A 24,086-nucleotide genomic window follows, 5' to 3' on the forward strand; every position below is an offset into this window, starting at 1 on the left:
TTCACAAAATTATATATGAAGCATCGTTTCTTGATTTTACTATACACGAAATCTTTTTCTTTGTGTGTGTCTGGTTTGTGAAATTATTCACATTTAAAACTACAAGAAAAGCACTGCCCTATTTAGCAGTGCTCCTTTTCATTATGCTAACGCTTGTGCTAAATCTTCAATTAAATCTTGGCCATCTTCAATGCCGACAGAAATACGAATTAATGTATCTGTAATTCCTAATTCTTTACGACGATCTGCTGGAATAGATGCGTGTGTCATTTGAGCAGGAATAGAAACTAGGCTTTCTACTGCTCCTAAACTTTCAGCAAGTGTAAAGTACTGCACTTTCTCAAGTACTTTATTTAACGTTTCTTCACTATCTACATCAAATGAGATAATTGCACCGTATCCGTTTGCTTGTTCTTTTGCTAATTCATGATTGGAATGCGACTCAAGACCTGGGTAATATACTTTGTTTACTTTTGGATGATTGTTCAAGAACTCCGCAATTGCACGTGCATTTGTTTCATGCTCTTCCATACGAATCCCTAATGTTTTTAAACCGCGAAGTAATAAAAAGCTGTCTTGTGGTCCAAGAATACCACCTGTTGAGTTTTGAACAAAATGAAGATCTTCTGCTAATTGTGGGCTATTTACAACAACTAATCCAGCGACAACATCACTATGTCCACCTAAATATTTCGTTGCACTATGAAGGACAATATCTGCACCTAAAGAAATTGGAGACTGCCAGTACGGTGTCATAAATGTGTTATCAATAATTGTTAGTAAACCTTTTTCTTTTGCAAGTGTAGAAATTTGCTTAATATCTGTAATTTTTAATAGTGGGTTTGTTGGTGTTTCTACATAAATCGCTTTCGTGTTAGGACGAATTGCCTCTGCTACTTCGTCTAAGTTTGTTGTATCAATAAATGTATGCTCAATCCCAAAGCGGTTCAATACTTTTGTAATGACGCGATACGTTCCGCCATAAACATCATCTGTTAAAATGACATGATCCCCTTTTGAGAATAACATAATCGTTGCTGTAATAGCAGCCATCCCTGAACCAAAAGCAAATCCTGCATGACCGTTTTCTAGCACTGCAATCATTTCTTCTAATGCAGAACGCGTTGGATTTCCTGTACGTGAATATTCATATCCTTGATGTTTACCAACCGCCTCTTGTTTATACGTACTTGTTTGATAAATCGGTACGTTTACAGATCCAGTTAAAGGTTCTCCTATGCGAATACCATGAATTAACTTTGTTTTTGCTCTCATTTTTTATTCCCATCCTTTGTATATATCTTTACTTAAGTAACGCTCACTACTATCTGGAAAAATCGTTACAATATTTGTACCTGGTTTTGCTTTTTCAGCCTCTAATAAGCTTGCGTGAAATGCCGCTCCTGAAGAACTCCCAACAAGAAGGCCTTCTTTCTGCGCTAACTCTTTCACGCGTCTGAATGCATGTTGGTCCGAAATTGTATAAATTCCATCGAAATAAGATGTTTTTAAAAATGGCGGAATAAATTCAAGACCGATTCCTTCTGTTTCATGTGAACCAGCTTCACCACCATTTAAAATAGATCCTTCCGGTTCTACAATTACTGTCTTAATTTTACTGTTCTGTTCTTTTAAATATGATGCAGTTCCCATAAAGGTTCCCCCAGTACCTGCACCTGCCACAAATATATCAATCTCTCCTTGTAATGCATCCCATAACTCAGGGCCTAGTGTTTTAAAATAGGCACGGGGATTTGCATCATTTGCAAATTGGCTTGGAGAGTATGAATTTGGAATTTCTCTTTCTAATTCTTTTGCCTTTGCAATTGCACCAGTCATGCCTTTTTCAGTAGGGGTATGCACAACGGTTGCACCAAGTGCTTTCATTAACTCTTGCTTTTCAATACTGAATTTTTCCGGGACACAAACGATCACATGTAAATCATGCTCGAGTGCCGCAAGTGCCAGTCCAATACCAGTATTCCCTGCTGTCGGTTCAATAATTGTTCCCCCTGGCGTTACAAGCCCTTTTTCCAGTGCATCTTCAATTAGTTCTCTTCCTAAGCGATCCTTCACGCTTCCACCTGGATTATAAAATTCAAGCTTCGCAAATAAACGAACACCCTCTGGAAGTGAAAAACGAGTAATTTCTACAACTGGTGTATGGCCAATTAATTCATGAACTCCACGATATACTTTCATCGTGTTCTCCTCCTTGTTTGCCAATAAAGAAAAGGCAACTGTATGTATTTTCTTTATATGAGACAGTTGCCTTTTTGTTACATTACTTTAACTCTTCTAATACTTTCACAATGAAGTTTGTAGAATGAAGAGCTGCTTGATCTAAAAATTGATCGAAAGAAACATCAGATTCTTTACCAGCAATATCAGAAAGTGCACGAATAATCACAAATGGTACTTTATATTGATGACATACTTGTGCAACCGCTGCCGCTTCCATTTCTACTGCATAAAGGTTTTCAAATTTATCGCGGATTGCTGCAACACGATTCGGATCACTCATAAATGAATCACCTGTTGCAATCATTCCTTTAACAACTTGAATCTTTTCTTCAGCCTTCATACATTTCTCCGCTAATGTAACTAACTCCTCATCAGCTTTAAATCCTGGTGGCATACCTGGCACTTGACCATACTCATAATCAAATGCAGTTACATCCACATCATGATGACGAACTTCTGTTGAAATGACAACATCACCAACGTTTAATGATTGATGGAACCCACCAGCTGAGCCAGTATTAATTACTTTTTCAGGTTGATATCTCTCTAATAAAATTGTCGTTGACATAGCTGCGTTCACTTTACCAATACCTGACTTTAACAAGATTACTTCATGTCCTGCTAATGTCCCTTTCGTAAACTCACAACCTGCAACGGTTTCTGTTTCTGCTTGTTCTAATTTGTCACGCAAAATACGTACTTCTTCTTCCATTGCTCCAATTACAGCAATTCTCAATCTAATCCCTCTTTCTATTGCTTAGTTGCCTCCATTACCCACACGAAATGATTTCTTCTCGTAAATGTTACATGGAAGCCATTGTTTTCAAAAATAGATTGCATGATCGGAATACGTGTATAGTATTCCGTTTGCAAATCATCTGCTAACTGATGAAAACCTCTCTGCTTTGCAACTTCGACAGTTTTATCATATGCTTCTTGATCTGCAAATATCGTATCAGCAAACACTATTTTACCACCTTTGTTTAGCAATTGACTATACTTCGCAATTGCTACATCTTTTTCTTCATCTGTTAGATGATGAAACGCATAGGTGCTCACAATTGTATCAATAGCATTTGGGACATCAAAAGAAAGAAAATCTCCCTCTGTAATTGAAAATTCTTTCGGCAATTTTTCTTTTGCGATAGCACGCATTTCACGTGACGGCTCTATGCCGTAAACAGTGCGACCAGCAAGTAATAATTGATTTGTTAAATTGCCAGTGCCAACACCAAACTCTAATACATTTCCAAATGATTTGTTTACTACATCCTCTAAAATGTCCTCATAATGGGCGAAAACTTCTTTATATTGTATATCTTCGCCTTGTACGAATGAATCATACGTATGAGCCCATTCATCAAATAAACCGTTAAATTCTGTACCCATATAAAATTCCCCTTTTTCTTATCGGTTTTATCAGTATGATATGCCCTAATGGGGGAAATGTCAATTGAAATGTACATGGTATTTCCTTCTTTTCTTTGTTACACTTAACTTGATTATGTAGAGAGGAGCGGTCTTTATGTCATTTACCTTTGAAATGCTAGAAGATAAAGTGGAATTTTTTGAGGCTGCAAACTTAGTTTCTTTAGAAAAGAAAATTAACGAGCAAATTGACAATAACAAAGCACTTATGCTAGAAGTTCATCACATTTCTCACCAAATGGTTATGGATCCCGAAAGCAAAAGACCTTATTATAGTGCCGTTGTTCATTTTAAATTAAAAAAATTACGCTAACTAAAAAAGAGAGAGGTTCTTAAGAACCTCTCTCTTTTTTAGTTTAGAGTTTGAACAAGTGTTGGCTTCCAACCCTCATTGTCTACCCAATCAATATTTACATAATATCTTTTACCGCTTTGTTTATCTTGGACATTACCATACGCTTTTTGTTGACCGTTATTTCCAATGCGGTGAATGGTTAATTGTTCCACTGGAACTTCAATTGCAGAGGAAATGGCTTGCTTCATTTCATTCCAATCTGCTGATCCTTGTTTAAATGTCATTGCTGGTGTTGCACCTTGTTCTGTACCAATCGGCTTCCAAGAAGGTTTTGTGTAAGCTTCTTTAGCTTGTGGCTGTGTTTTTTCAGCTGGAACCTTTTCATTAGCTTTCGCTTCTTCCTCAGCTTTTTGTTTCTCTTCTTCAGCCTGTTTCTTCTCTTCTTCCTCTTTCTTCTTCTGCTCTTCTACTTTCGCTTGTTCTTCTTTATCTTTCTTTTTCTCAGCTTTACTATCTTTCTTCGTTTCCTGAGATACTTTCTTTTCTTTAGGAGACGCTTGTTCTGTTGTATCAGAAGTAAAGAATACTTGGTACGCTACAACAAGTACCGCTAACAATACGATAGCAATTGCAATATTTAAAACACCGTTTTGACGACGTTTTTGTTGTTTCTTTTGGAATCTAGATCCTCCTGCCATTCTTCAAACCTCCATGCAGTTTTTCCTACTTGCTATTGTAACATTAAATCTAAAAAGGTTGAACAATTACAATGATATTTTAACGAAATGACAATATTTAATAACCAATTGCAAGATTACTTCCTGCTTTCCCACCCTGCAATGTCTTCTACCAATTCTTTAAAAATTGGTGTTACTTTATTTTGATTACTATTTGTTTCTATATCAACTACAACTAAAGCATATCTTGGTTGTTCATAGGGAAAATAGCCGGCGAACCAACGATTTACCTTCTCTCCTTTTCCAGTTTGTGCTGTCCCTGATTTTCCAGCAATAGATAATGGCAATGATCGAAAAGCAGCGCCCGTTCCTTTCTCCATCGTTACAACATTTCTTAATAATTCCTGTACCTTCTTCACCGTTCCATAAGAAAGTTGTCTTCCTTCCAACTTATGCTCCTCAAATCGGAAGAATTCCGTTCCATTTCTATACCTTACTTCATTCACAGCTTTTACTTCTCGCTTCTCTCCATTCCTAGCAATTGTAGCCATCATATTTGCTACAGCTAAAGGCGATACTTTTACATCCTTTTGCCCAATTGCTGTTTGTGCAACTGCCTTATGGCTACCTTTATTTTGTTCCCCGTTCCAAACTATTGCTTTCTTTTCTTCTGGTAACTGTTTAAATTCGGATGTATGAAACACAGTGCCTTTCCAACCAACTGTTTCACTCGCTCCTAATGCCTCCAAATACGTTTCCATCACCTGTTTATCCTTTTGTATTAATTCGTTACCAAGGACCGCAAATGCCCGGTTACAGCTTCTTACAAAACTCTCTGTAAAATTTAATTTCCCCATCATAACTTGCGGCGTGTTCTCACCATATGGGTCGGTATCACAATTAAATGTGCGACCAGATGTCAAATTGTTATCAATCGCTGCAGCTGCTACAACTGTTTTAAAGACAGACCCAGGAAAATGCGGTGTTAGCATTTGATTCTCCATACTTTGCTTATATGCCATTTTATCATTCATCTGTAAGGACGGTTTACTCACCATTGCTACAATTTCATTCGTCTTCACATCAAGTAATACTAATCCGCCCTTTTTCAGTCCATGTTTTTGGACGAGTTCCTCTGCTTTTTGTTGCAACGATTTTTCTATCGTTGTTTGAATTGTCACAGGATAAAAAGGGTTTCCGGGAGAAGTGTATTTTGCACGCTTCCCAAAAATCGGTTCTCCCTGCCTATCTACTTGATACAGCACTTTTGTTTCTCCATCTGTCATTACAAACTCATCAAATGATTGCTGTAAACCAGAAATACCGATGGGTGTTTGACTAGGCAATTTCTTTATTTTCTCATACCTCTTTTTAAATTCTTTCTCATTCTCTCCTACTACGCCAATTAAATGTTCAGCTTCTGATAATTGCTTCATCCTCACCTCTGTTGCCACCATACCTAACATATCAGCACCGTTCACTCTCTCCATCTGCTCTTTTGTCAATTTAAATGGTCGATCACCTCTTTGAAATATAAATGGTTTACGTCTATCTTTCATTTGTCTACTCATGTCTTGCCCTGGCACACCAATGATATGCGCAATTTTCTCTAACATGTCATTTTTTATTTGTAAAAATGGAAAAATAATTAATACTGGATAGCTTTCTTCGCCGAGTTCTATTCCATTTCGATCAACAAAATGGCCCCTACCATCATCCACTGTGATCGCTTGCGTCCGTTGGATAACACTTTTTTCAATTAAATTTATATGCTTATCCGTAAATGACTCCGTAGCTATAAGTTGTATTTGTATCAGTCTACCAAGTAGTACGAACATGATGCACATAAAACATAGTAAGGTGATCATAATTCTCCGCTTCATTTTCATAAAAAACACCTCGTCTTTCAGTTTAGACGAGGTTTCATTCCTTTTATACAAATCATACTTTCACTTTATAAAAAAAGGTCACTCATATCAATATGAGTGACCTTTTTCATTATTTTACAGAAACAATCTCAACTTGCATTTCTCCGCCTGGTGTTTGGATTGCTACTTTTTCACCAATTTGCTTACCAAGTAAGCTCTTTGCGATTGGAGAATCGTTAGAGATTCTTCCTTCAAACGGATCAGCTTCTGCACTACCAACGATTGTGTAAGCTTCTTCATCTCCATCTGGTAATTCTTTAAACGTTACCGTTTTACCTAATGTTACAACTGTAGATTCTTCGCCATTATCTTCAATGATGACTGCGTTACGAATCATATTTTCTAATTGTGTAATACGTCCTTCTACAAACGCTTGCTCATCTTTTGCTGCATCGTACTCAGAGTTCTCAGAAAGATCCCCGAAACTACGCGCGATTTTAATACGCTCTACAACTTCCTTACGTCGTACTGTTTTTAATTGTTCAACTTCATTCTCTAACTTTTGTTTTCCCTCAAGTGTCATAGGGTATGTTTTTTCTGTTGCCATGTTTTCCACTCCTTTTATATACCAATCCCCCGAAAAAAAGAGGAGTTCAATATGAAAACTCCTCCGCCTTATTATATAGCGGAGGTTTCTAGCGCAATAACACCAGTGGAGTTGTCACATACAACCCCGTATTTTTCCAATTCTTCCTTAATATAAAGAAGATATGTATGGAAATCTCATATAAATATGCCCCCACCTAGCATTAGGTGAGGTTGCATGATTCATTGTATTCGATAAGAAGGAAAAAAATCCCTTCCTATCGTATATCTTTTACTATGCTATTACAAATTTACTTTTTGTTCAAGAATTGTTGCTATTTTTGTAACCATAATATCAATTGCAACATGATTTTGTCCACCTTCTGGGATAATAATATCCGCAAATTTCTTAGAAGGCTCGATAAATTGATTATGCATTGGACGCACAACATTTACATATTGTTCGATAACAGAGTCCATTGTACGACCACGTTCTTTAATATCGCGTTGCATGCGACGTAAAATACGCAAGTCTGCATCTGTATCAACAAACAGCTTAATGTCCATTAATTCGCAAAGACGTGGGTCTTCTAAAATTAGAATTCCTTCTAGAATAATTACATCTTTCGGTTCAACGGGAATGATTTCTTCTGACCGAGTATGCAATGTATAGTCATACACAGGCTTCTCAATCGGTGCATAATCAAGCAACTGATGCAAGTGCTCAATTAACAAATCATTATCAAATGCTAATGGATGATCATAATTTGTTTTTAAACGCTCTTCCATCGGTAAATGGCTTTGATTTTTATAATAATAATCTTGTTCCAAAATTAAAATCGAATGACCTTGAAAATGATCAAAGATTGCTTTTGTTACACTTGTCTTACCAGATCCTGAACCACCAGCAATTCCAATTACAACAGGCTTGTTCGTCCCCATTCAACTACCACTCTTTCTTATTGAAGTATGCTTTTTCGCATCATGTTGTTCACATACACTGGTTGATCCACTTTGAATTTCACGATTTGCAACGGATGTCTCGCTGCATCTAATTCGTTTCCATCCTCATCCCAAATTTTCTCCACCGTTTGTGTAAAGTTTTCTATTTCTGGTCCAAAGAACTCAACTTCATGACCTGGTTTGAAGTAATTGCGCTGCTGAATCGTCACAATACCTGTTTCTTCGTTATAATCTAACACTAAACCAGCAAAATCATACGTTGTTTTCTTACTATGATTTCCATACATTTGTTCTTGATGCCCAGGAACTCCTTCAAAGAATGCTGGAGCTGTATCACGATTTGCACATTTATCAAGCTCATCTAACCATTCTTGTTTAAACTCAAAGTTATCAGGATCCGCACAATACGTATCAATTACTTTGCGATATACAGTTGCTACCGTCGCTACATAATGAATAGATTTCATACGACCTTCTACTTTTAAGCTGTCAATTCCAATTTCAATCATTTTTGGAATTGACAGAATCAGATTTAAGTCTTTTGGACTCATCGCAAAATGTTCATCGCCTTCTTGGAATAAAGGAAGTTCTTCTGCTTCTTTATGTTGTGATACTGTTTGTACTAGATCATAATCCCAGCGACAAGATTGACAACAACCACCGCGGTTTGAGTCACGTGCTGTCATATGGTTACTTAATGTACATCTTCCGGAATATGCAATGCACATTGCACCATGGACGAAGGCTTCAATTTCAACATCAACATTTTCTTTAATTTCCTTCATTTCTTCATAGCCGACTTCACGCGCTAATACAAGACGATGTAAGCCTTCTTCTTTCCAATACTGTGCTGCTTTCCAGTTGGATAGTGATTGCTGTGTACTTAAATGTACTTCAACAGAAGGTGCTACACGTTTACACGTCTCAATAATAAGCGGATCTGCAACGATAATACCTGTTACACCAGCTTTTTCAATCCCTCGTAAATATTCTTCAAGTCCATCCATATTTTCATTATGCGCAAAGATATTTGTTGTTACATATATTTTCGCACCATATTTCTTTGCAAATTCAACGCCTTCTGCCATTTCTTCCAGCGTAAAGTTACCTGCATTTGAACGAAGGCCAAATTCTTGTCCACCTAAATATACAGCATCTGCACCATAATGGATAGCTACTTTTAATTTTTCTAAATTACCTGCAGGGATTAACAGTTCAGGTTTTTTCACAATAACGCGTTTTCCATCGACTACTCGTGAAATTTCTTGTACAGTCATTTCCTACACCCTCCTCGTTTAGTAAACCGTTTCTTTAAAGAAGAATCCTGTATCTAACGGACGATTTACTGGTTGAATTTGTTCTATCTCTTTATATAAATCGTCTTTCACGTCATAATACGCATCGCGATCTTCTACACATAAATCAATAGCTTTACGATATTTCTTTGTCACTTGGGTAATGTATTCAGAGCTTTTTAATACCCCGTCAATCTTCAAGCTATCAATTTCAGCATCAATAAGTTCATCTAACTCATCAATGAAGCAAATATCATTTGGACTCATAATATGAGTCCCATTTTCATCCTCATAAATTGGATATTTGTTATTACGTTCTGGATCATGTAAAAACATATTCTCTTCGTGCTTTTTCTTTTCAATTTCCAGATTACGATCTTGATACTCAAAGTAGTTTCCTACTAATGAACGTTTTGATTGGAACATGCATGTCATACCGTGAATTTGTACTTCTAGCTCTACTTCAGCGTTTTCTTTTAATTCAACAATTTCATCTAAGCTTAATTCACGTGCAAGTACAGCACGCTTTGCACCTTTTCGGCCCCAATAGTTACATGTGAACCAGTTCGTTGCTGTCGTTTCTGTATTCCAATGCATTTGCATGTTTGGCGCTACTTCACGTACAGTCATTAATACCGCTGGGTCTCCAAAAACAACTGCGTCTACATTTACTTCTTGTAAAAATGAAACGTAGTCTTTTAATTCTTCTACTTTGTCGTTATGGAACATAGCGTTCATTGCTACGTATACTTTCATACCATTTTCATGTGCAATGCTTACTGCCTGTTTCACATCATCACGTGAAAACTCCCCTGCTAAACGTAAACCAAACTTTTGTTCACCGATCATTACTGCACTTGCCCCTGCTTTTGCAAGAGGTTCAATATCCGCCACCACTCTTGGCGTTACTAACAATTCAGGTTTTTTCATACCCTTGTCACCCTCTCTTTTTACTCACGGCTACTCCATCACCAATTGGGAAAATGGTTGTGTCATATCCTTCATGGTTCATAAGCCATTCATTGTACGTCTTAATACGACGAATCAAACCACGTGTACGTCTATTTTCGATTTTCTCTTTTGTCGTTACAAGTCCATGGTACATAACATTATCTGAAATAATGACACCACCAGGATTTAATAATGGCTCATATAAGTCAAAGAAACGACGGTATTGTCCTTTTGCTGCATCAATAAAAATAACGTCGAATGTTCCATGTTCCTTCACTTGTTCGCCCGTTTCTAATGCATCTCCATAAATAACTGAAATGCGTTCTTTCACAGAAGAACGCTCTATATATTCAAGTGCTTTTTCATATCGATCGCTATTGCGTTCTACTGTCACAATACGCGAATTTGGAATTGCTTGCATCATACGAATACTAGAATAACCAATCGCTGTTCCAAGTTCTAATATACTTGTTGGTCCAATTAACCGTAAGAATTGCAACATAAATTCCATCCCAAGACGATCCATAATTGGCACATGATTTTCACTTGCGTACTGTTCCATTTCAAGAATAAGTTTATCTTTCGGATCAATAAATGATAATAGGTACTCGTTAACTGCATCCTCCATAAATGGTCCTCCTTATTTACATGGAGAAGTGCCTCTATGACGTGTCAGTCTTTGTCTTTTCACACATAGAATGCAATAAAAATACAAGCCAGCTTTACCCTTAGCTTGTACGTCCCGTTTTGATATTAAAAACGATTCTTCTGCCAGTTTTTAACCCGATATATTTTACCATAAAAAAGAGGGATATGCGACCCTTTTCGCTCTCCCTCCTATTTTCATTTCTTTTGCGTAATATATTTTTGTTTTAAAGTATTATGTTCTTCTAGTGTTTTAGCATAATACACTTCACCACTTGGTGCTGCTAAGAAATAGTAATAATCTGTTTGAGCAGGTTCTAACGCTGCTTGTACAGAATGTTTCCCAGAGTTCGCAATTGGTCCAACTGGCAACCCTTTTACAAAATACGTATTATAAGGCGAATTCACTTTTAAATCTTCATATAAGACACGTTGTTTATGTTTTCCAAGCGCATATAATACTGTCGGATCTGTTTGTAATGGCATTCCTTTCGCTAACCGATTATAAAAGACGCTAGAAACCTTTTGACGATCCGTAAACCCAGTCGCCTCTTCTTCAATTAAAGAAGATAGTGTTAATAGCTGATGAACGTCTAACTGTTTTTCTTTCATTTTCGCTTCATTTTGAACAATTAGGGCATTTGTTTTCTCAAGCATCACCGTCACAATTTCTTCTAAAGCTGTATCTTTTTTATAGAAAGAATATGTTGCTGGATATAAATAGCCTTCTAACGGATATTTAATATTGCCATCAAAAATTTTATTCGTTAATAATACGGGATATTTTTGCTGCATCTTTTGAACAAATGCCTTATCGTTTAATTGGCGAACAACATCTTCCTTTTTCCATTTCAGTTCCTTCGCAATCATATCGGCGATTTCAACAACTTGTGCGCCTTCTTTAATCGTCAATTTATATGCAACTGGACGATGTACATTACCTGATGACATTTGTTCCATTACATCATCCACACTCATCGATGAATTTAATAAATATGTACCAGCTTGCAAGTTTTTAGATTTTGCTTTGGCATAAAAGCTAAATACTGTACCATTTTTAATAGCACCTTTTTCTTCCAAAACCTCTCCAATTTTACTTGTTGATGACCCTTTTGGAATTTCTACTTCAATTTCTTTTTTATTTCCACTATCCACTGGTTGTAACGCGGATGAAATATATGCATAGACTGAACCGCAAACTACAATTAGTGCAATAATAACAATTAAAAGCCCACGTCTATACTTCTTCTTCGCTTGATTTTCTAACAAAGTTCTTCCTCCTTATTCAATTGTAGACCATATGTATCTACTCTATACAGCATCCTACAAAATCGCGACAAATACACCTATCGTTTCTAGACAGGCATTTTATTTTTTCTGCAATCCGTCTTATTATACTATAAACAATTATGTAGTTTCGACAAAAAATCTGTCATTTTGCACATGAATAAAAAAAAGATGGACTGTATGCACAGCCCATCTTTTAAATGAATTACTCTTGACCTTCTTCTTCTTCAGCAAGCGTGTTAAACATTTCTTGCACCATTTCCCACTCTTCTTCAGATTCGATCGGAAGTAATGTTCCACCTGACTCTTCTTCATTTTGCTCAAAAGCCATTGCGTCATAAATTTGCTCGCCATCTTCGTCAACCTCACCGATTGGAGAGAAGACTACATAAGATTTCTTGCCAAATTTTTCAGCATCAAAAGTGAAAATAATTTCACATAAATGTTCGTTTCCTTTTTCGTCTACAATTGTAATTTGATTTTCTTCCATTCTGGTCACCTCTTATTTGCTATCTAAATATCCTTGTAAAATCACGACTGCTGCCATCTTATCAATGACTTGCTTTCGTTTTTTTCGGCTTACATCAGCCGAAATGAGCAGACGTTCGGCTGCCATTGTTGACAGACGCTCATCCCACAGTACAACTTCCAATTGTAACAGCTCCCGTAGGCTTTGTGCAAATTGTTGGCAAGCTTCACCACGTGGTCCAATTGTACCATTCATGTTTTTTGGCAATCCTACTACTATCTTGTCCACATTGTACTGTTTTACTAACTCAGAAATACGATCAAAACCGAAATTTCCTCGTTCTTCATTGATTTTAATCGTTTCTAAGCCTTGTGCTGTCCAGCCCATTTCATCACTGATCGCAACACCTACTGTTTTTGTACCAACATCTAAACCTAATATCCGCATAAACTACTCCTCACGATGATGTTTCAAGTAAGACTTCACAAGCTCTTCAATTAGTTCATCACGCTCTAACTTGCGAATAATGTTTCGTGCATCTTTATGACGAGGTATGTATGCTGGATCTCCACTTAATAAATAACCGACAATTTGGTTAATCGGATTATACCCTTTTTCTTGAAGTGCATCATACACAGTTAAAAGTACATCATTTACATGGACACTCTGTTTTTCATCTTGAAAGTTAAACTTCATTGTTTTATCAAAACCGTCCATTTTAAGCACCTCACTTATAAGTAGTAAGTATAGGGAGAAGAATCTCTCCTCCCCCTACTATTGTACACTACTCTCTTATTATTTTGAAACAGATTTAACGTACTCTTCTACAACTGCTAACGCTTCATCCACTTGTGCTGGATTTTTACCGCCTGCTTGAGCCATGTCAGGACGGCCTCCACCGCCTCCACCACAGCGAGAAGCAACTTCTTTCACAAGTTTACCTGCATGGTAACCTTGGCTAATTAAATCTTTCGTTACACCTGCTAAGATATTTACTTTATCATCGTTTACAGCTACTAATACAACAACCGCAGACTCTAATTTATTTTTAAGGTCGTCCATCATTGTACGTAAGTTATTCATATCTGCAACATTTACTTTTGTTGCTAATACATTCACTCCATCAACTGTACGTACTGAATCTGTTAAGTTTCCTGCTTCAATATTGCTCAATTTAGCAGCAAGAGATTCGTTCTCTTTTTGAAGTTGTTTCACTTCTGCAAATAGGCCATCTACTCTTGTTAAAATATCTTTCGGATTTGTTTTCATTTTTCCTGCAGCTTCTTTTAACAACCCTACTTGATCGTTCATTAGTTCGTATGCAGATTTACCTGTTACTGCCTCAATACGGCGCGTTCCTGCTCCGATACCTGACTCAGCAACAATTTTGAAAATACCGATAGATGCTGTGTTATCAACATGGCAACCACCACAAAGTTCTAAGCTGTAATCGCCAACTTGAACAACGCGTACAACATCTCCGTATTTTTCACCGAATAATGCCATTGCACCCATTTCTTTTGCTTCTTCAATTGATTTTTGAGAAATGGCAACATCAATACTTTCCCAAATTTTCTCGTTTACAATACGCTCAATTTTTTCTAATTCGTCAGCTTGTACTTGACCGAAGTGAGAGAAGTCAAAGCGTAAACGTTCTGATGTTACAAGGGAACCAGCTTGGTTAACATGCGTTCCAAGTACATCTTTTAATGCTTGGTGCAAAATATGCGTCGCCGTATGGTTTTTCACAACACTGCTACGGTTTTTCGTATCAATAACAGCTTTAACTGCAGCCTCTTTCGTTAATGTTCCTTCTTCTACAACCACTTTGTGTAAGTTTTGACCATTTGGTGCTTTTTGTACGTCTTTTACAAGAACTTTTACACCGTCAGCAAGAAGATAACCACGGTCTGCAATTTGTCCACCGCTCTCAGCATAGAATGGTGTTACATCAAGCATTAATTGTCCTTCTTCACCTACTTGCAAGCTATCTGTATATTCGCCGTTCTTTACAAGTGCAACAACATTACTTTCTGTAGCAACTGTACCGTAACCAACGAATTCACTTGCTACTTTAACTTCTCCGAGTACGCCACCTTGAACTTGCATAGAATCAACATCTTGACGAGCAGCACGTGCACGCTCACGTTGTTTTTCCATCTCTGCTTCAAAACCTGCATGATCAACTGTCATACCAGCTTCTTCTGCATATTCTTCTGTTAACTCAATTGGGAATCCGTATGTGTCATATAAACGGAATGCATCTGCTCCAGAAATAACAGTTGTTTTTTCTTCTTTCGCTTTTGCAATCACTTCTGCTAAAATCGCTTCTCCGTCATGCAGTGTTTCATGGAAACGCTCTTCTTCATTTTTCACAACGCGTGCAATGAAGTCTTTCTTTTCAAGAACTTCTGGATAGAAGTCTTTCATTACTTCTCCAACAACCGGTACTAATTCATACATAAATGGACGATTGATGTTTAATTTCTTCGCATAACGTACAGCGCGGCGTAATAAACGACGTAATACATAGCCACGGCCTTCATTAGAAGGAAGCGCTCCATCACCAACAGCAAATGTTACTGTACGAATATGGTCAGCGATTACTTTAAATGCCATATCTTTTTCTGCATCACCATCACGATACTTCTCGCCAGAAATTGATTCTGTTGCACCAATCATTGGCATAAATAGGTCTGTATCAAAGTTTGTAGGTACATCTTGAACGATAGATGTCATACGCTCTAGACCCATACCTGTATCGATGTTTTTCTTAGGAAGTGGCGTATATGAGCCATCCGGATTATGATTAAATTGAGAGAATACAAGGTTCCATACTTCTAAGTAACGCTCGTTTTCTCCGCCTGGATATAATTCTGGGTCACTAAAATCGTTACCGTAAGCTTCACCGCGGTCATAGAAAATTTCTGTATTTGGTCCACTTGGTCCTTCTCCAATATCCCAGAAGTTTTCTTCTAAACGAATGATGCGCTCTTTTGGAACGCCCATTTTTTCATTCCAAATTGTAAATGCTTCTTCATCCTCTGGATGGATCGTAACAGATAGTAATTCTTTTTCGAATCCAATCCATTTGTCGCTTGTTAAAAACTCCCAAGCCCATGTAATTGCTTCTTCTTTAAAGTAGTCGCCAATTGAGAAGTTTCCTAACATTTCAAAGAATGTATGGTGACGAGCTGTTTTCCCAACGTTTTCAATATCATTTGTACGAATTGATTTTTGTGCGTTTGTAATACGTGGGTTTTGCGGGATTACACGACCATCAAAATATTTCTTTAATGTCGCTACACCACTGTTGATCCATAAAAGAGATGGATCCTCGTGCGGAACTAATGATGCACTTGGTTCAATTGCATGCCCTTTTTCCTCAAAAAAGTCTAAAAACATTTGACGAATTTGTGCGCCTGTTAATTGTTTCATCTATATTTCCTCCTTTAAGAAATTCCATAAAAAACAAAAAACTCCCGTCCCTATAAAAGGGACGAGAGTTAACTCGCGATACCACCCTAATTATGAAATAAAAAGCAGAAGCGTCTTGCTTTTAGACGCTGAAGCTAGATTGCATATCATAACAATATGCATTTATTTCATCACCTCATGGTGCCGTAACGTGGCAAGACGGCAGTGATTAGCTGCTCTCAGGATTAGCGTTCTGTTACCCTTCATTTAAAACTTCTTTCAGCCGATGGAAGTTTCTCTCTAAAAATGGACTGTAACATACTCGTTCCGTCATCAATTTAAAATCATACATGATACGTTTTGATATATAAACTTATATAAGTTTATCCTATATGCCAAAATTGTAGCGAATCCGTTTCCATTTGTCAATGTTTCCAAAGCGGCTTTATATGAACAATCACTGTACGTACCACTGCTAAAATAGGGACGGCTATTAAAAGACCTATAATCCCACCAATTTCCCCTCCAATAAGAAGAGCGAGCATAATAATAACTGGGTGCATACGTAATGATTTCCCCACAATATACGGTGATAGAATGTTACTTTCAACAAATTGTAAAATCGCAAGTGCGATACCTGCTTTGATAAAAAGATTCGTGGATATCGTCGCTGCAATCATCAAAGTTGGGATTGCACCTAAAATAGGGCCAAAGTACGGGATAATGTCTGTAACCCCTACAATAATCCCAAGTAAAAGCGGATACTTCATACCGATAAACCAAAAAGAAAGAGCAGATACTCCTCCTAATACTAAACAAACAAATAATTGTCCTCGAATATAACTTCCAAGCGACTTGTCAATTTCCTTTGCTAAAACTTGTCCTGTACTACGCCATTTACTCGGAACAAGTTTCCAAAAAACATGATAAAACTCCCCATAGTCTTTTAATATGTAAAATACAATGAACGGAATTAAGAAAATAATCAGCAATGAATCCAGTACACCACGCGCTGTACTCATCACTTTATTTAAAAGCGCTTGTATCTTCGTTTCAATACCGACAAAGATTTGTTTTACTTTCTCATGAATAAAGTCCGGGAAATTCGCAGTCTGTTCTGTTACTCCATCCATCCAAGAATCATACATTTTCATAAACTGTGGAAACTGCTCATTAATTTCTTGTAACTGTGCAATCACAATCGGTGTTCCTTTATAAATCCCATAGCCGAGACCACCAAAAAAGAGAATATAAATAAGCAAAATAGCAAGTGTTCGCGGCATTCCTTTTTCATGTAATTTTTCAATTAAGGGATGCAATAAATAGGCAATAAAACACGCAATAAAAAATGGTGTAATCGCTACTTTAAATACGAATATAATTGGTGCCCATAGTGGTTTTATCTTTAAAAAGACAAGCAAGCAAAGAAAGACTAATAACAATAAACCTAATCGATAGATCCAAATGATTTTAAGATTCTTCACACGAAAAACCTCCTCCATCCTTATTTTGAAAAGAAATAGAGCAGGTTATGTGTAAAACTTTAAAAAAATCACTGGACTAAAATATTTTTATACGGACCATACTGTTTTTAAAAACCTTACATATATTTAACATACTACGGACAACCACTCGGATTTCTATAGAAAATAAAGATTACCGTGAGGGGGAACACTATGACAATTGTTTGGTCTATGTTAATTCTTTCTACACTCTGTATGATTCTAGAATGGGTATGCATCGGTTTTGGTATTTGGAAAGGATTCTTCACTCGTTCAACGCGAAAAGAACGGGCAAAACAGCTGTGGTATTACGGGGTACTCGGAATTGGATGCTATGGACTTTCTCATCTTTTTTCAGAAATTGGACTTTTTTATCTATATACAAGCATATAAAAAACTCCCTAATCATAAGGGAGTTTTTACATTTTATCAAAATGATTATAGGTAAGACTTAATCATTTTACGTGCTTTTTTCATATTGCGTTTTGAAAACATATCCTGTTTACGTGCATATTTATATGCCGCAGCCCCAACACCTAATGCGATTAATGAATTGCGTACGTTCAAAGTAAATCCCCCTTTTGATTATCCGATGGTCCGTTCATTCTCATCAAATAAATCATCAAGAGAACTAAGCGAGCCATCTTCTTCTACTTGATGCGTATGGATTTTCCCCTTTGAAACCGATAATTCAATATAACAATTCCAGCAATAAAATTGGTTGACACCTATTTTTCCAATGTCTTTCCCTTTACAATTTGGACAACTGAACATATGGCTTTCATCTCCTCACAGTCTCCCAGATTCTATTCGCCATTATGTCCAAACTGTATTCATTTATACATGCTAGAACTATCTAACACTTTCCTCACTTCTGTCTAAGAATCAACTCGAGTGAGTGGAAATCATAATAATTCAGTGATTTCCGCAATGAAAGTTTCACTATATAATTTCACCTTGCTACATGAAATCATACGGTGAAATGTTTTCCACATCCATTTCTTCACCATCAATTGTTACAAGCTGTACTTCTCCTTCCGACTCCTGCAAACGACCTGCTAACGTCGTTTGACGCATTGCATCATCAAGACGATTTACCCCAGATTGAAAAGCTGATTCTTCTCCGCAAATAATTAAAAACTTTTTACTTCTCGTAATACCTGTATAGATTAAATTACGGCGCAACATTCGATAATAGCTCTTTACAATCGGCATGATTACAATTGGGAATTCACTTCCCTGCGACTTATGAATGGAGCAGCAATAAGCATGTGTAATTTGATTTAAATCTGGCTTTATATACGTTACTTCAATACCATCAAATGAGACGACGACCATATCTTGTTTTTCCACATTTTCTTTTGCATAAAATACAGAAACAATTTCTCCGATGTCCCCATTAAACACTTGGCTTTCTGGTTGATTTACGAGCTGTAGTACTTTATCACCTGTTCGATACACAACATCACCGTAGGCAATTTCTCTACTTTTTTCTTTTTTCGGATTGAATACTTCTTGGAGTGCCTCATTTAGCACATTAATACCTGCTGGCCCGCGGTACATAGGCGCTAAAACTTGTACATCTCTTGCGCTAAAACCTTTCGTTTTCGCGTTTTCACATACTTGCTTTACAACTTCAACAATTTGAGTTCCCGCACAACCAATAAACGAACGGTCTTTTTTATTTTGCGCTAAATCTGACGGCAACGTGCCTTTTTTTATCGCATGGGCAAGCTGAATAACAGATGATCCTTCTGCTTGACGGTAAATTTCTGTTAACTTCACTGTCGGAATTGCACCTGCATCTAATAAATCTTTCAATACTTGTCCAGGTCCTACCGACGGCAATTGATCTTCATCACCTACAACAATTACTTGAATGTTTGTTGGCAATGATTTAAACAATTGATTCGCTAGCCAAATATCAACCATTGAAAATTCGTCAATAATAAGTAATTTCCCTTGTACAGGATCTGTTTCATTACGCTGAAAGGCTCCCTCAGGAGTCCAGCCAAGCAAGCGATGAATTGTACAAGCAGGAAGCCCTGTTGACTCACTCATTCGTTTCGCAGCTCGCCCAGTCGGAGCTGTTAACAGAATTGGAAATGGATTATCATCACTGTAATCTTTCGGATTTAACGATAACCCATGCAGCGAAGCGTACATTTCGACAATCCCTTTAATAACAGTTGTCTTCCCTGTTCCTGGTCCACCCGTTAATAGCATCATCGGTTTATGAAGCGCAGTTTGAATCGCCTCTTGCTGAAGTGGAGCATACTGTACTTTCAATTGCTCCTCAATTTCCCCTAATGTTAACAGTACCTCCGCTTCAGGAAACGAAGGCGTCTCTTCTTGATTCATAAGACGGCGAATTGATTTGACAACACCCTTTTCAGAATAGAATAAAGACGCTAAATAAATGCGATTTTCTTCTATTATGACTTTCCCTTCGCCTTGCATCATTTCAACACATTGTAATATATCTTCTTCCGTCACAACACCATCTTGATTATTTAAAAGCGACACAGTTTCTCGAACAAGTTGATCTTTTTCCATATAAACATGACCTTCTTGTAACGAAACATTTTCTAACGAGTAGAAACATCCTGCTCGCACACGGTCGTTATGGTTACCAGATATCCCAAGCGCTCGTCCTATATCATCAGCTCTTCCAAAACCGATGCCATCAACTTCCTCAATAAGTTGATATGGATTATTCCGAATTACCTCAAGTGTCATTTCTTTGTATTGCTGATAAATTTTAATTGAGAGCTTCGTTCCAAATCCATAACCATTTAAAAAGCTCATAACTTTTTCAAGGCCTTGGTGTTCAATAATTGTGTCATATATTTCTTGTGCTTTTTGCTTGTTTACAACCCCCTCTAATGCAGCAGGGTCATCCATAATTTTAGAAATAGCATGTTCCCCAAGGTGATCAACAATCTTTTCCGCTGTTCTCTTCCCGATTCCTTTAAATAAATCACTTGCTAAATATTGCACCATACCTGTTTTTGTTTGGGGTAATTCTTTTTTAAATGTTTCAACTAGATATTGCTTTCCGTACTTTGGGTGGTCTTTAAAGTGACCAGTCAATGTAAACACTTCATCTTCATGCATACGGGGAAAGTGACCGTTAATCATCACTTTTTTTTCGTCGTATGTTTCATTTGTTTCAATGATTTTCATACTGACAACGGAATAGAGGTTTTCTTCGTTGTGGAAAATGGTATGAATAACTTGTGCTTTTATAAATTTTTTCTCTTCCTCAAACAAATCCATCGCATGTTGATTTCCCATCTTTCCTCTCCTTTCCGGTCTCTCTCACTTTAACGAGCAGTAAAGCCCCCACCTTATTCTTCCAAATTAGATGAGGGGTAACTGCACGTTAAGGTACAATCTCTATTCAGCCTCTTGTTCTAATAAACGAACACCATTTCCTGCTAAAAAGTGATCTGGCTGAATCTCAGTCGCCTTCTTAAATAGAGCAAGTGCTTTCTCATTATTTTCCTCAAACACATATGCCACACCTAAATTGTAATATGCATCTGCATGCTCTTCGTCCATTTGTAATACCTTTTCAAAATAAGGTTTTGCGTATTGAATATGTTCTAGTCGTGCAAAGCATAGTCCGCATTGGAATACTGCTTCTACATCCGTCTCATCTAATTCAGCTGCTCTTTGTAAAAATGGCAGTGCAAGACGATCATTCCCAAGTTGCACATGTGTAATCCCAAGCATAAACGTCACGTCTGCTGATTGTAACCCAGCTTTCATTGCTTGTTCAAATACCGCTTTTGCTTCTGCAAATTGCTCTTGTCCATAATATACGTTTCCTAACCCATAATAGGCGGCAGCTGATTTTTCATCTAGCTCTATTGCACGTTTATAAAACAGAATCGCACGCTCACTATCACCTAGTACATCTAATAAATTTGCAAAGTTGACGTATCCAAGTGCATCTTTCGGATTTTCTTCAATTGCCTCTGTAAAGTTTTTGGCTGCTTCTTCCCAGTTTCCTTCTTGCATATATTGAATGCCTGCTTCAAGTTTATTTGACATGTTCCTCACCTCTACAACAAATTATAACAAAGAATCTATTTTCCAAGCGAACAAAAATTCGCTGTTGTAAAAAAGAAACCTCTGACCGCTAATCGGCAGAGGCTTCTCAATTTTATCCTAAGTAGTCTAACTTCTTACCACTACGATATACTTCATCAATTGTAGCGCCACCTAAGCATTCATCTCCATCATAGAAAACAACTGCCTGTCCTGGCGTAATTGCACGAATTGGTTCATCACAAAGAATACGAATCGTATTCTCATCAACGATTTGAACCGTTACCTTGTTATCCTCTTGGCGATAACGGAATTTTGCAGTGCATTTAAATTCTTTTTCTTTCGTTCTATCGCTTACCCAACTTATATTCGTAGCAATGACTTCATCACCATATAGAAGTTCATTATGGAATCCTTGATCCACATATAAAATGTTTTCTTTTAAGTTTTTCCCAACAGCAAACCAAGGATCACCATTACCACCAATGCCAAGACCATGACGTTGTCCGATTGTATAATACATTAAACCATCATGTTTTCCTTTTACTTCACCAGATAATGTTTGCATCACACCTGGCTGAGCTGGCAAGTAGTTGCTTAAGAAATCTTTAAAGTTACGCTCACCGATAAAGCAAATACCTGTACTATCTTTCTTCGTCGCTGTCGCTAAACCAGCTGCTTTCGCCATTTCACGAATTTGCGGTTTCTTGAGCTCACCTAACGGGAACATCGTTTTTGATAGTTGCTCTTGGCTTAACTGATTTAAGAAGTATGTTTGATCCTTATTATCATCAACGCCGCGTAGCATTTTATATTCGCCGTCTATATAAGCAACACGTGCATAATGACCTGTCGCTACATAATCAGCTCCAAGCGCAACAGCATGCTCTAGAAAGGCTTTAAATTTGATTTCTTTGTTACACATTACATCTGGGTTTGGCGTACGACCAGCTCGGTACTCATCTAAAAAGTACGTAAACACTTTATCCCAGTATTGTTTTTCAAAGTTTACTGCATAATACGGGATACCGATTTGATTGCATACTTCAATTACATCATTGTAATCTTCTGTTGCTGTGCAGACGCCATTCTCATCTGTATCATCCCAGTTTTTCATAAAAATTCCGATTACATCATAACCTTGCTCTTTTAATAAAAGAGCAGCTACAGATGAATCAACGCCGCCAGACATCCCGATGACAACGCGCGTTTCGTGAGGTAGTTTGTTCATCTCGTCACCTCCCATGCTAGTTTTGTGTTAATCGTTTCACGATTTTCACTGTTTCGTACGCTGCCTTTTCGATCTGTTCTTGTGTATTCCCAAGACCAAAGCTAAAACGTACGGATGAACGTATTTGATCGGACTCTTTTCCAAACATCGCCACTAGTACATGTGATGGGTCAATAGATCCAGCTGTACATGCAGAACCACTTGATACTGCAATACCTGCTAAGTCTAAGTTTACAAGAAACGGCTCAATATCCATCCCTACAAAACTTACATTAAACACATGCGGTAAGCAATGCTCTAAGTTTCCGTTTACCTCGAAAGTAATGTCTTCTTTTTTAAAGACAGATACCATTATATCTTTAAATTCTTCATATTGGGCATTTTTTTGCTCACGTGTTTGTTCCGCAAGTAAGATTGCTTGCTGAAGTCCAACGATGCTAGGGACATTTTCAGTACCTGCACGACGTTTTCGCTCTTGTTCCCCGCCTGTTAATAATGGTTCAAATTTCACTTGCACGCCGGCATATAAAAATCCGACACCTTTTGGACCATTAATTTTATGAGCTGAGATTGATAATAAATCAATGCCTAAATCTTTCACATCAATTGCTGTTAAACCATAGGCTTGTACAGCATCCGTATGAAAATAAGCTTGATGTTCCTTCAACAATTCCCCAATTTCCGCAATCGGTTGAACCGTACCCACTTCATTATTCCCAAACATAATAGATACGAGAACTGTTTCATCTGTTAATGCCTCTTGCACATCAGAAATCCGAACACGCCCTGTCTCATCGACTGGTAAGTACGTCACTTCAAAACCTTCACGCTCGAGCACCTCGCATGTGTGCAAAATAGCATGATGTTCAATTTGTGTCGTAATAATGTGATTTCCTTTATTACGGTTTGCACGCGCTACACCTAAAAGCGCTAAATTATCAGCTTCTGTACCACCGCTTGTAAAAATAATTTCATTTGGATTTGCATTGATGCTGCGTGCACACGTGCGTCTTGCTCCATCTACCGCATGACGCGTTTGGCGCCCATAAAAATGGATACTAGACGGATTACCAAATATTCCTGTCATATATGGAATCATCTTTTCGACTACTTCTGGGTGAGCCGGAGATGTCGCAGCATGATCTAAGTAAATGCGTTCCATCAGATCTCCTT

Annotated in this window: 25 protein-coding genes and 1 other annotated feature; of the genes, 2 read left to right on the top strand and 23 right to left on the bottom strand. The window is 37.5% G+C overall.

Annotated elements, in window-relative coordinates; all coding sequences use genetic code 11:
- Positions 1-141: 141 nt before the first annotated feature.
- The 4 genes from AZF08_RS03475 to AZF08_RS03490 all read right to left on the bottom strand — a co-directional run bounded on the left by AZF08_RS03475 (position 142) and on the right by AZF08_RS03490 (position 3,633).
- On the bottom strand, positions 142-1,275 hold the full coding sequence (locus AZF08_RS03475) for a bifunctional cystathionine gamma-lyase/homocysteine desulfhydrase (protein ID WP_033672665.1): 1,134 nt from the start codon (positions 1,273-1,275) through the stop codon (positions 142-144).
- A 3-nt stretch (positions 1,276-1,278) separates the two neighbouring features.
- Complete coding sequence (locus tag AZF08_RS03480) at positions 1,279-2,202, bottom strand: O-acetylserine dependent cystathionine beta-synthase (protein ID WP_033672666.1); 924 nt, start codon at positions 2,200-2,202, stop codon at positions 1,279-1,281.
- 82 nt (positions 2,203-2,284) lie between these two features.
- Positions 2,285-2,980 carry a 5'-methylthioadenosine/S-adenosylhomocysteine nucleosidase gene (gene mtnN / locus AZF08_RS03485; RefSeq protein ID WP_033672667.1) on the bottom strand — a complete coding sequence of 232 codons (696 nt, stop codon included), beginning with the start codon at positions 2,978-2,980 and terminating at the stop codon, positions 2,285-2,287.
- A 14-nt stretch (positions 2,981-2,994) separates the two neighbouring features.
- Entirely contained in the window at positions 2,995-3,633 is a 639-nt protein-coding gene (locus AZF08_RS03490) for a class I SAM-dependent DNA methyltransferase (RefSeq protein ID WP_033672668.1), read from the bottom strand.
- A gap of 136 nt (positions 3,634-3,769) precedes the next feature.
- Between AZF08_RS03490 and AZF08_RS03495 the strand changes: the two genes are divergently transcribed.
- A complete protein-coding gene (locus tag AZF08_RS03495; protein ID WP_033672669.1) occupies positions 3,770-3,985 on the top strand; it encodes a YrzA family protein in 216 nt (71 codons plus the stop codon).
- A gap of 38 nt (positions 3,986-4,023) precedes the next feature.
- Here AZF08_RS03495 and AZF08_RS03500 read toward each other — a convergent pair whose 3' ends face one another.
- From AZF08_RS03500 to AZF08_RS03560, 13 genes are all read right to left on the bottom strand, one after another.
- Positions 4,024-4,665: a YrrS family protein gene (locus AZF08_RS03500; RefSeq protein WP_033672671.1), complete on the bottom strand. Its 642-nt coding sequence runs from the start codon at positions 4,663-4,665 to the stop codon at positions 4,024-4,026.
- 116 nt (positions 4,666-4,781) lie between these two features.
- Positions 4,782-6,533, bottom strand: coding sequence for a peptidoglycan D,D-transpeptidase FtsI family protein (locus AZF08_RS03505; RefSeq protein WP_033672672.1), 1,752 nt, complete (start codon positions 6,531-6,533; stop codon positions 4,782-4,784).
- 109 nt (positions 6,534-6,642) lie between these two features.
- A complete protein-coding gene (gene greA, locus AZF08_RS03510) occupies positions 6,643-7,119 on the bottom strand; it encodes a transcription elongation factor GreA (RefSeq protein WP_033672673.1) in 477 nt (158 codons plus the stop codon).
- A gap of 281 nt (positions 7,120-7,400) precedes the next feature.
- The gene (gene udk / locus AZF08_RS03515; RefSeq protein WP_033672674.1) at positions 7,401-8,039 is read right to left on the bottom strand and encodes a uridine kinase; all 639 of its coding nucleotides are present in this window, start codon (positions 8,037-8,039) and stop codon (positions 7,401-7,403) included.
- A gap of 17 nt (positions 8,040-8,056) precedes the next feature.
- Positions 8,057-9,337, bottom strand: coding sequence for a peptidase U32 family protein (locus AZF08_RS03520; RefSeq protein WP_033672675.1), 1,281 nt, complete (start codon positions 9,335-9,337; stop codon positions 8,057-8,059).
- 18 nt (positions 9,338-9,355) lie between these two features.
- Positions 9,356-10,285 carry a peptidase U32 family protein gene (locus tag AZF08_RS03525; protein ID WP_033672676.1) on the bottom strand — a complete coding sequence of 310 codons (930 nt, stop codon included), beginning with the start codon at positions 10,283-10,285 and terminating at the stop codon, positions 9,356-9,358.
- 7 nt (positions 10,286-10,292) lie between these two features.
- Positions 10,293-10,934, bottom strand: a complete 642-nt coding sequence (locus AZF08_RS03530) for an O-methyltransferase (protein WP_033672677.1) — start codon at positions 10,932-10,934, stop codon at positions 10,293-10,295.
- Between the two features lie 215 nt (positions 10,935-11,149).
- Positions 11,150-12,220, bottom strand: coding sequence for an endolytic transglycosylase MltG (mltG, locus tag AZF08_RS03535; protein ID WP_033672678.1), 1,071 nt, complete (start codon positions 12,218-12,220; stop codon positions 11,150-11,152).
- 223 nt (positions 12,221-12,443) lie between these two features.
- A complete protein-coding gene (locus tag AZF08_RS03540) occupies positions 12,444-12,728 on the bottom strand; it encodes a DUF1292 domain-containing protein (RefSeq protein ID WP_033672679.1) in 285 nt (94 codons plus the stop codon).
- 12 nt (positions 12,729-12,740) lie between these two features.
- Complete coding sequence (ruvX, locus tag AZF08_RS03545) at positions 12,741-13,154, bottom strand: Holliday junction resolvase RuvX (RefSeq protein ID WP_033672680.1); 414 nt, start codon at positions 13,152-13,154, stop codon at positions 12,741-12,743.
- Between the two features lie 3 nt (positions 13,155-13,157).
- Positions 13,158-13,424 (bottom strand): IreB family regulatory phosphoprotein, encoded by a 267-nt coding sequence (locus AZF08_RS03550; protein WP_033672681.1) that lies wholly within the window; start codon positions 13,422-13,424, stop codon positions 13,158-13,160.
- A gap of 78 nt (positions 13,425-13,502) precedes the next feature.
- Entirely contained in the window at positions 13,503-16,145 is a 2,643-nt protein-coding gene (gene alaS / locus AZF08_RS03555) for an alanine--tRNA ligase (protein ID WP_033672682.1), read from the bottom strand.
- A gap of 54 nt (positions 16,146-16,199) precedes the next feature.
- Positions 16,200-16,467, bottom strand: a binding site (T-box leader).
- An 82-nt stretch (positions 16,468-16,549) separates the two neighbouring features.
- On the bottom strand, positions 16,550-17,626 hold the full coding sequence (locus tag AZF08_RS03560) for an AI-2E family transporter (protein WP_082245977.1): 1,077 nt from the start codon (positions 17,624-17,626) through the stop codon (positions 16,550-16,552).
- Positions 17,627-17,806: 180 nt separating this feature from the next.
- Between AZF08_RS03560 and AZF08_RS03565 the strand changes: the two genes are divergently transcribed.
- Positions 17,807-18,019: a hypothetical protein gene (locus AZF08_RS03565; protein ID WP_033672895.1), complete on the top strand. Its 213-nt coding sequence runs from the start codon at positions 17,807-17,809 to the stop codon at positions 18,017-18,019.
- A 45-nt stretch (positions 18,020-18,064) separates the two neighbouring features.
- On the opposite strand, the gene AZF08_RS03570 is transcribed toward AZF08_RS03565, so the two are convergent.
- The 6 genes from AZF08_RS03570 to AZF08_RS03595 all read right to left on the bottom strand — a co-directional run bounded on the left by AZF08_RS03570 (position 18,065) and on the right by AZF08_RS03595 (position 24,075).
- Positions 18,065-18,193 carry a YrzQ family protein gene (locus AZF08_RS03570; RefSeq protein ID WP_033672684.1) on the bottom strand — a complete coding sequence of 43 codons (129 nt, stop codon included), beginning with the start codon at positions 18,191-18,193 and terminating at the stop codon, positions 18,065-18,067.
- 18 nt (positions 18,194-18,211) lie between these two features.
- On the bottom strand, positions 18,212-18,400 hold the full coding sequence (locus AZF08_RS03575; RefSeq protein WP_000490499.1) for a hypothetical protein: 189 nt from the start codon (positions 18,398-18,400) through the stop codon (positions 18,212-18,214).
- A 186-nt stretch (positions 18,401-18,586) separates the two neighbouring features.
- On the bottom strand, positions 18,587-20,923 hold the full coding sequence (gene recD2 / locus AZF08_RS03580) for an SF1B family DNA helicase RecD2 (protein WP_033672685.1): 2,337 nt from the start codon (positions 20,921-20,923) through the stop codon (positions 18,587-18,589).
- A 102-nt stretch (positions 20,924-21,025) separates the two neighbouring features.
- Entirely contained in the window at positions 21,026-21,685 is a 660-nt protein-coding gene (locus AZF08_RS03585; RefSeq protein WP_033672686.1) for a tetratricopeptide repeat protein, read from the bottom strand.
- Positions 21,686-21,797: 112 nt separating this feature from the next.
- On the bottom strand, positions 21,798-22,913 hold the full coding sequence (gene mnmA / locus AZF08_RS03590; protein ID WP_033672687.1) for a tRNA 2-thiouridine(34) synthase MnmA: 1,116 nt from the start codon (positions 22,911-22,913) through the stop codon (positions 21,798-21,800).
- A 16-nt stretch (positions 22,914-22,929) separates the two neighbouring features.
- On the bottom strand, positions 22,930-24,075 hold the full coding sequence (locus AZF08_RS03595) for a cysteine desulfurase family protein (protein WP_033672688.1): 1,146 nt from the start codon (positions 24,073-24,075) through the stop codon (positions 22,930-22,932).
- Between the last annotated feature and the right edge of the window lie 11 nt (positions 24,076-24,086).

The sequence above is a fragment of the Bacillus gaemokensis genome, from assembly GCF_001590835.1.
Classification (GTDB): domain Bacteria; phylum Bacillota; class Bacilli; order Bacillales; family Bacillaceae_G; genus Bacillus_A; species Bacillus_A gaemokensis.

Excerpts from the sequence above, each read along its gene's own strand:
- AZF08_RS03475 (WP_033672665.1), bottom strand. The coding sequence starts at position 1,275 with ATGAGAGCAAAAACAAAGTTAATTCATGGTATTCGCATAGGAGAACCT.
- AZF08_RS03480 (WP_033672666.1), bottom strand. The coding sequence starts at position 2,202 with ATGAAAGTATATCGTGGAGTTCATGAATTAATTGGCCATACACCAGTT.
- AZF08_RS03490 (WP_033672668.1), bottom strand. The coding sequence starts at position 3,633 with ATGGGTACAGAATTTAACGGTTTATTTGATGAATGGGCTCATACGTAT.
- AZF08_RS03495 (WP_033672669.1), top strand. The coding sequence starts at position 3,770 with ATGTCATTTACCTTTGAAATGCTAGAAGATAAAGTGGAATTTTTTGAG.
- AZF08_RS03500 (WP_033672671.1), bottom strand. The coding sequence starts at position 4,665 with ATGGCAGGAGGATCTAGATTCCAAAAGAAACAACAAAAACGTCGTCAA.
- AZF08_RS03505 (WP_033672672.1), bottom strand. The coding sequence starts at position 6,533 with ATGAAAATGAAGCGGAGAATTATGATCACCTTACTATGTTTTATGTGC.
- greA (WP_033672673.1), bottom strand. The coding sequence starts at position 7,119 with ATGGCAACAGAAAAAACATACCCTATGACACTTGAGGGAAAACAAAAG.
- udk (WP_033672674.1), bottom strand. The coding sequence starts at position 8,039 with ATGGGGACGAACAAGCCTGTTGTAATTGGAATTGCTGGTGGTTCAGGA.
- AZF08_RS03520 (WP_033672675.1), bottom strand. The coding sequence starts at position 9,337 with ATGACTGTACAAGAAATTTCACGAGTAGTCGATGGAAAACGCGTTATT.
- AZF08_RS03525 (WP_033672676.1), bottom strand. The coding sequence starts at position 10,285 with ATGAAAAAACCTGAATTGTTAGTAACGCCAAGAGTGGTGGCGGATATT.
- AZF08_RS03530 (WP_033672677.1), bottom strand. The coding sequence starts at position 10,934 with ATGGAGGATGCAGTTAACGAGTACCTATTATCATTTATTGATCCGAAA.
- AZF08_RS03540 (WP_033672679.1), bottom strand. The coding sequence starts at position 12,728 with ATGGAAGAAAATCAAATTACAATTGTAGACGAAAAAGGAAACGAACAT.
- ruvX (WP_033672680.1), bottom strand. The coding sequence starts at position 13,154 with ATGCGGATATTAGGTTTAGATGTTGGTACAAAAACAGTAGGTGTTGCG.
- AZF08_RS03550 (WP_033672681.1), bottom strand. The coding sequence starts at position 13,424 with ATGGACGGTTTTGATAAAACAATGAAGTTTAACTTTCAAGATGAAAAA.
- alaS (WP_033672682.1), bottom strand. The coding sequence starts at position 16,145 with ATGAAACAATTAACAGGCGCACAAATTCGTCAAATGTTTTTAGACTTT.
- AZF08_RS03560 (WP_082245977.1), bottom strand. The coding sequence starts at position 17,626 with ATGGAGGAGGTTTTTCGTGTGAAGAATCTTAAAATCATTTGGATCTAT.
- AZF08_RS03575 (WP_000490499.1), bottom strand. The coding sequence starts at position 18,400 with ATGTTCAGTTGTCCAAATTGTAAAGGGAAAGACATTGGAAAAATAGGT.
- recD2 (WP_033672685.1), bottom strand. The coding sequence starts at position 20,923 with ATGGGAAATCAACATGCGATGGATTTGTTTGAGGAAGAGAAAAAATTT.
- AZF08_RS03585 (WP_033672686.1), bottom strand. The coding sequence starts at position 21,685 with ATGTCAAATAAACTTGAAGCAGGCATTCAATATATGCAAGAAGGAAAC.
- mnmA (WP_033672687.1), bottom strand. The coding sequence starts at position 22,913 with ATGAACAAACTACCTCACGAAACGCGCGTTGTCATCGGGATGTCTGGC.
- AZF08_RS03595 (WP_033672688.1), bottom strand. The coding sequence starts at position 24,075 with ATGGAACGCATTTACTTAGATCATGCTGCGACATCTCCGGCTCACCCA.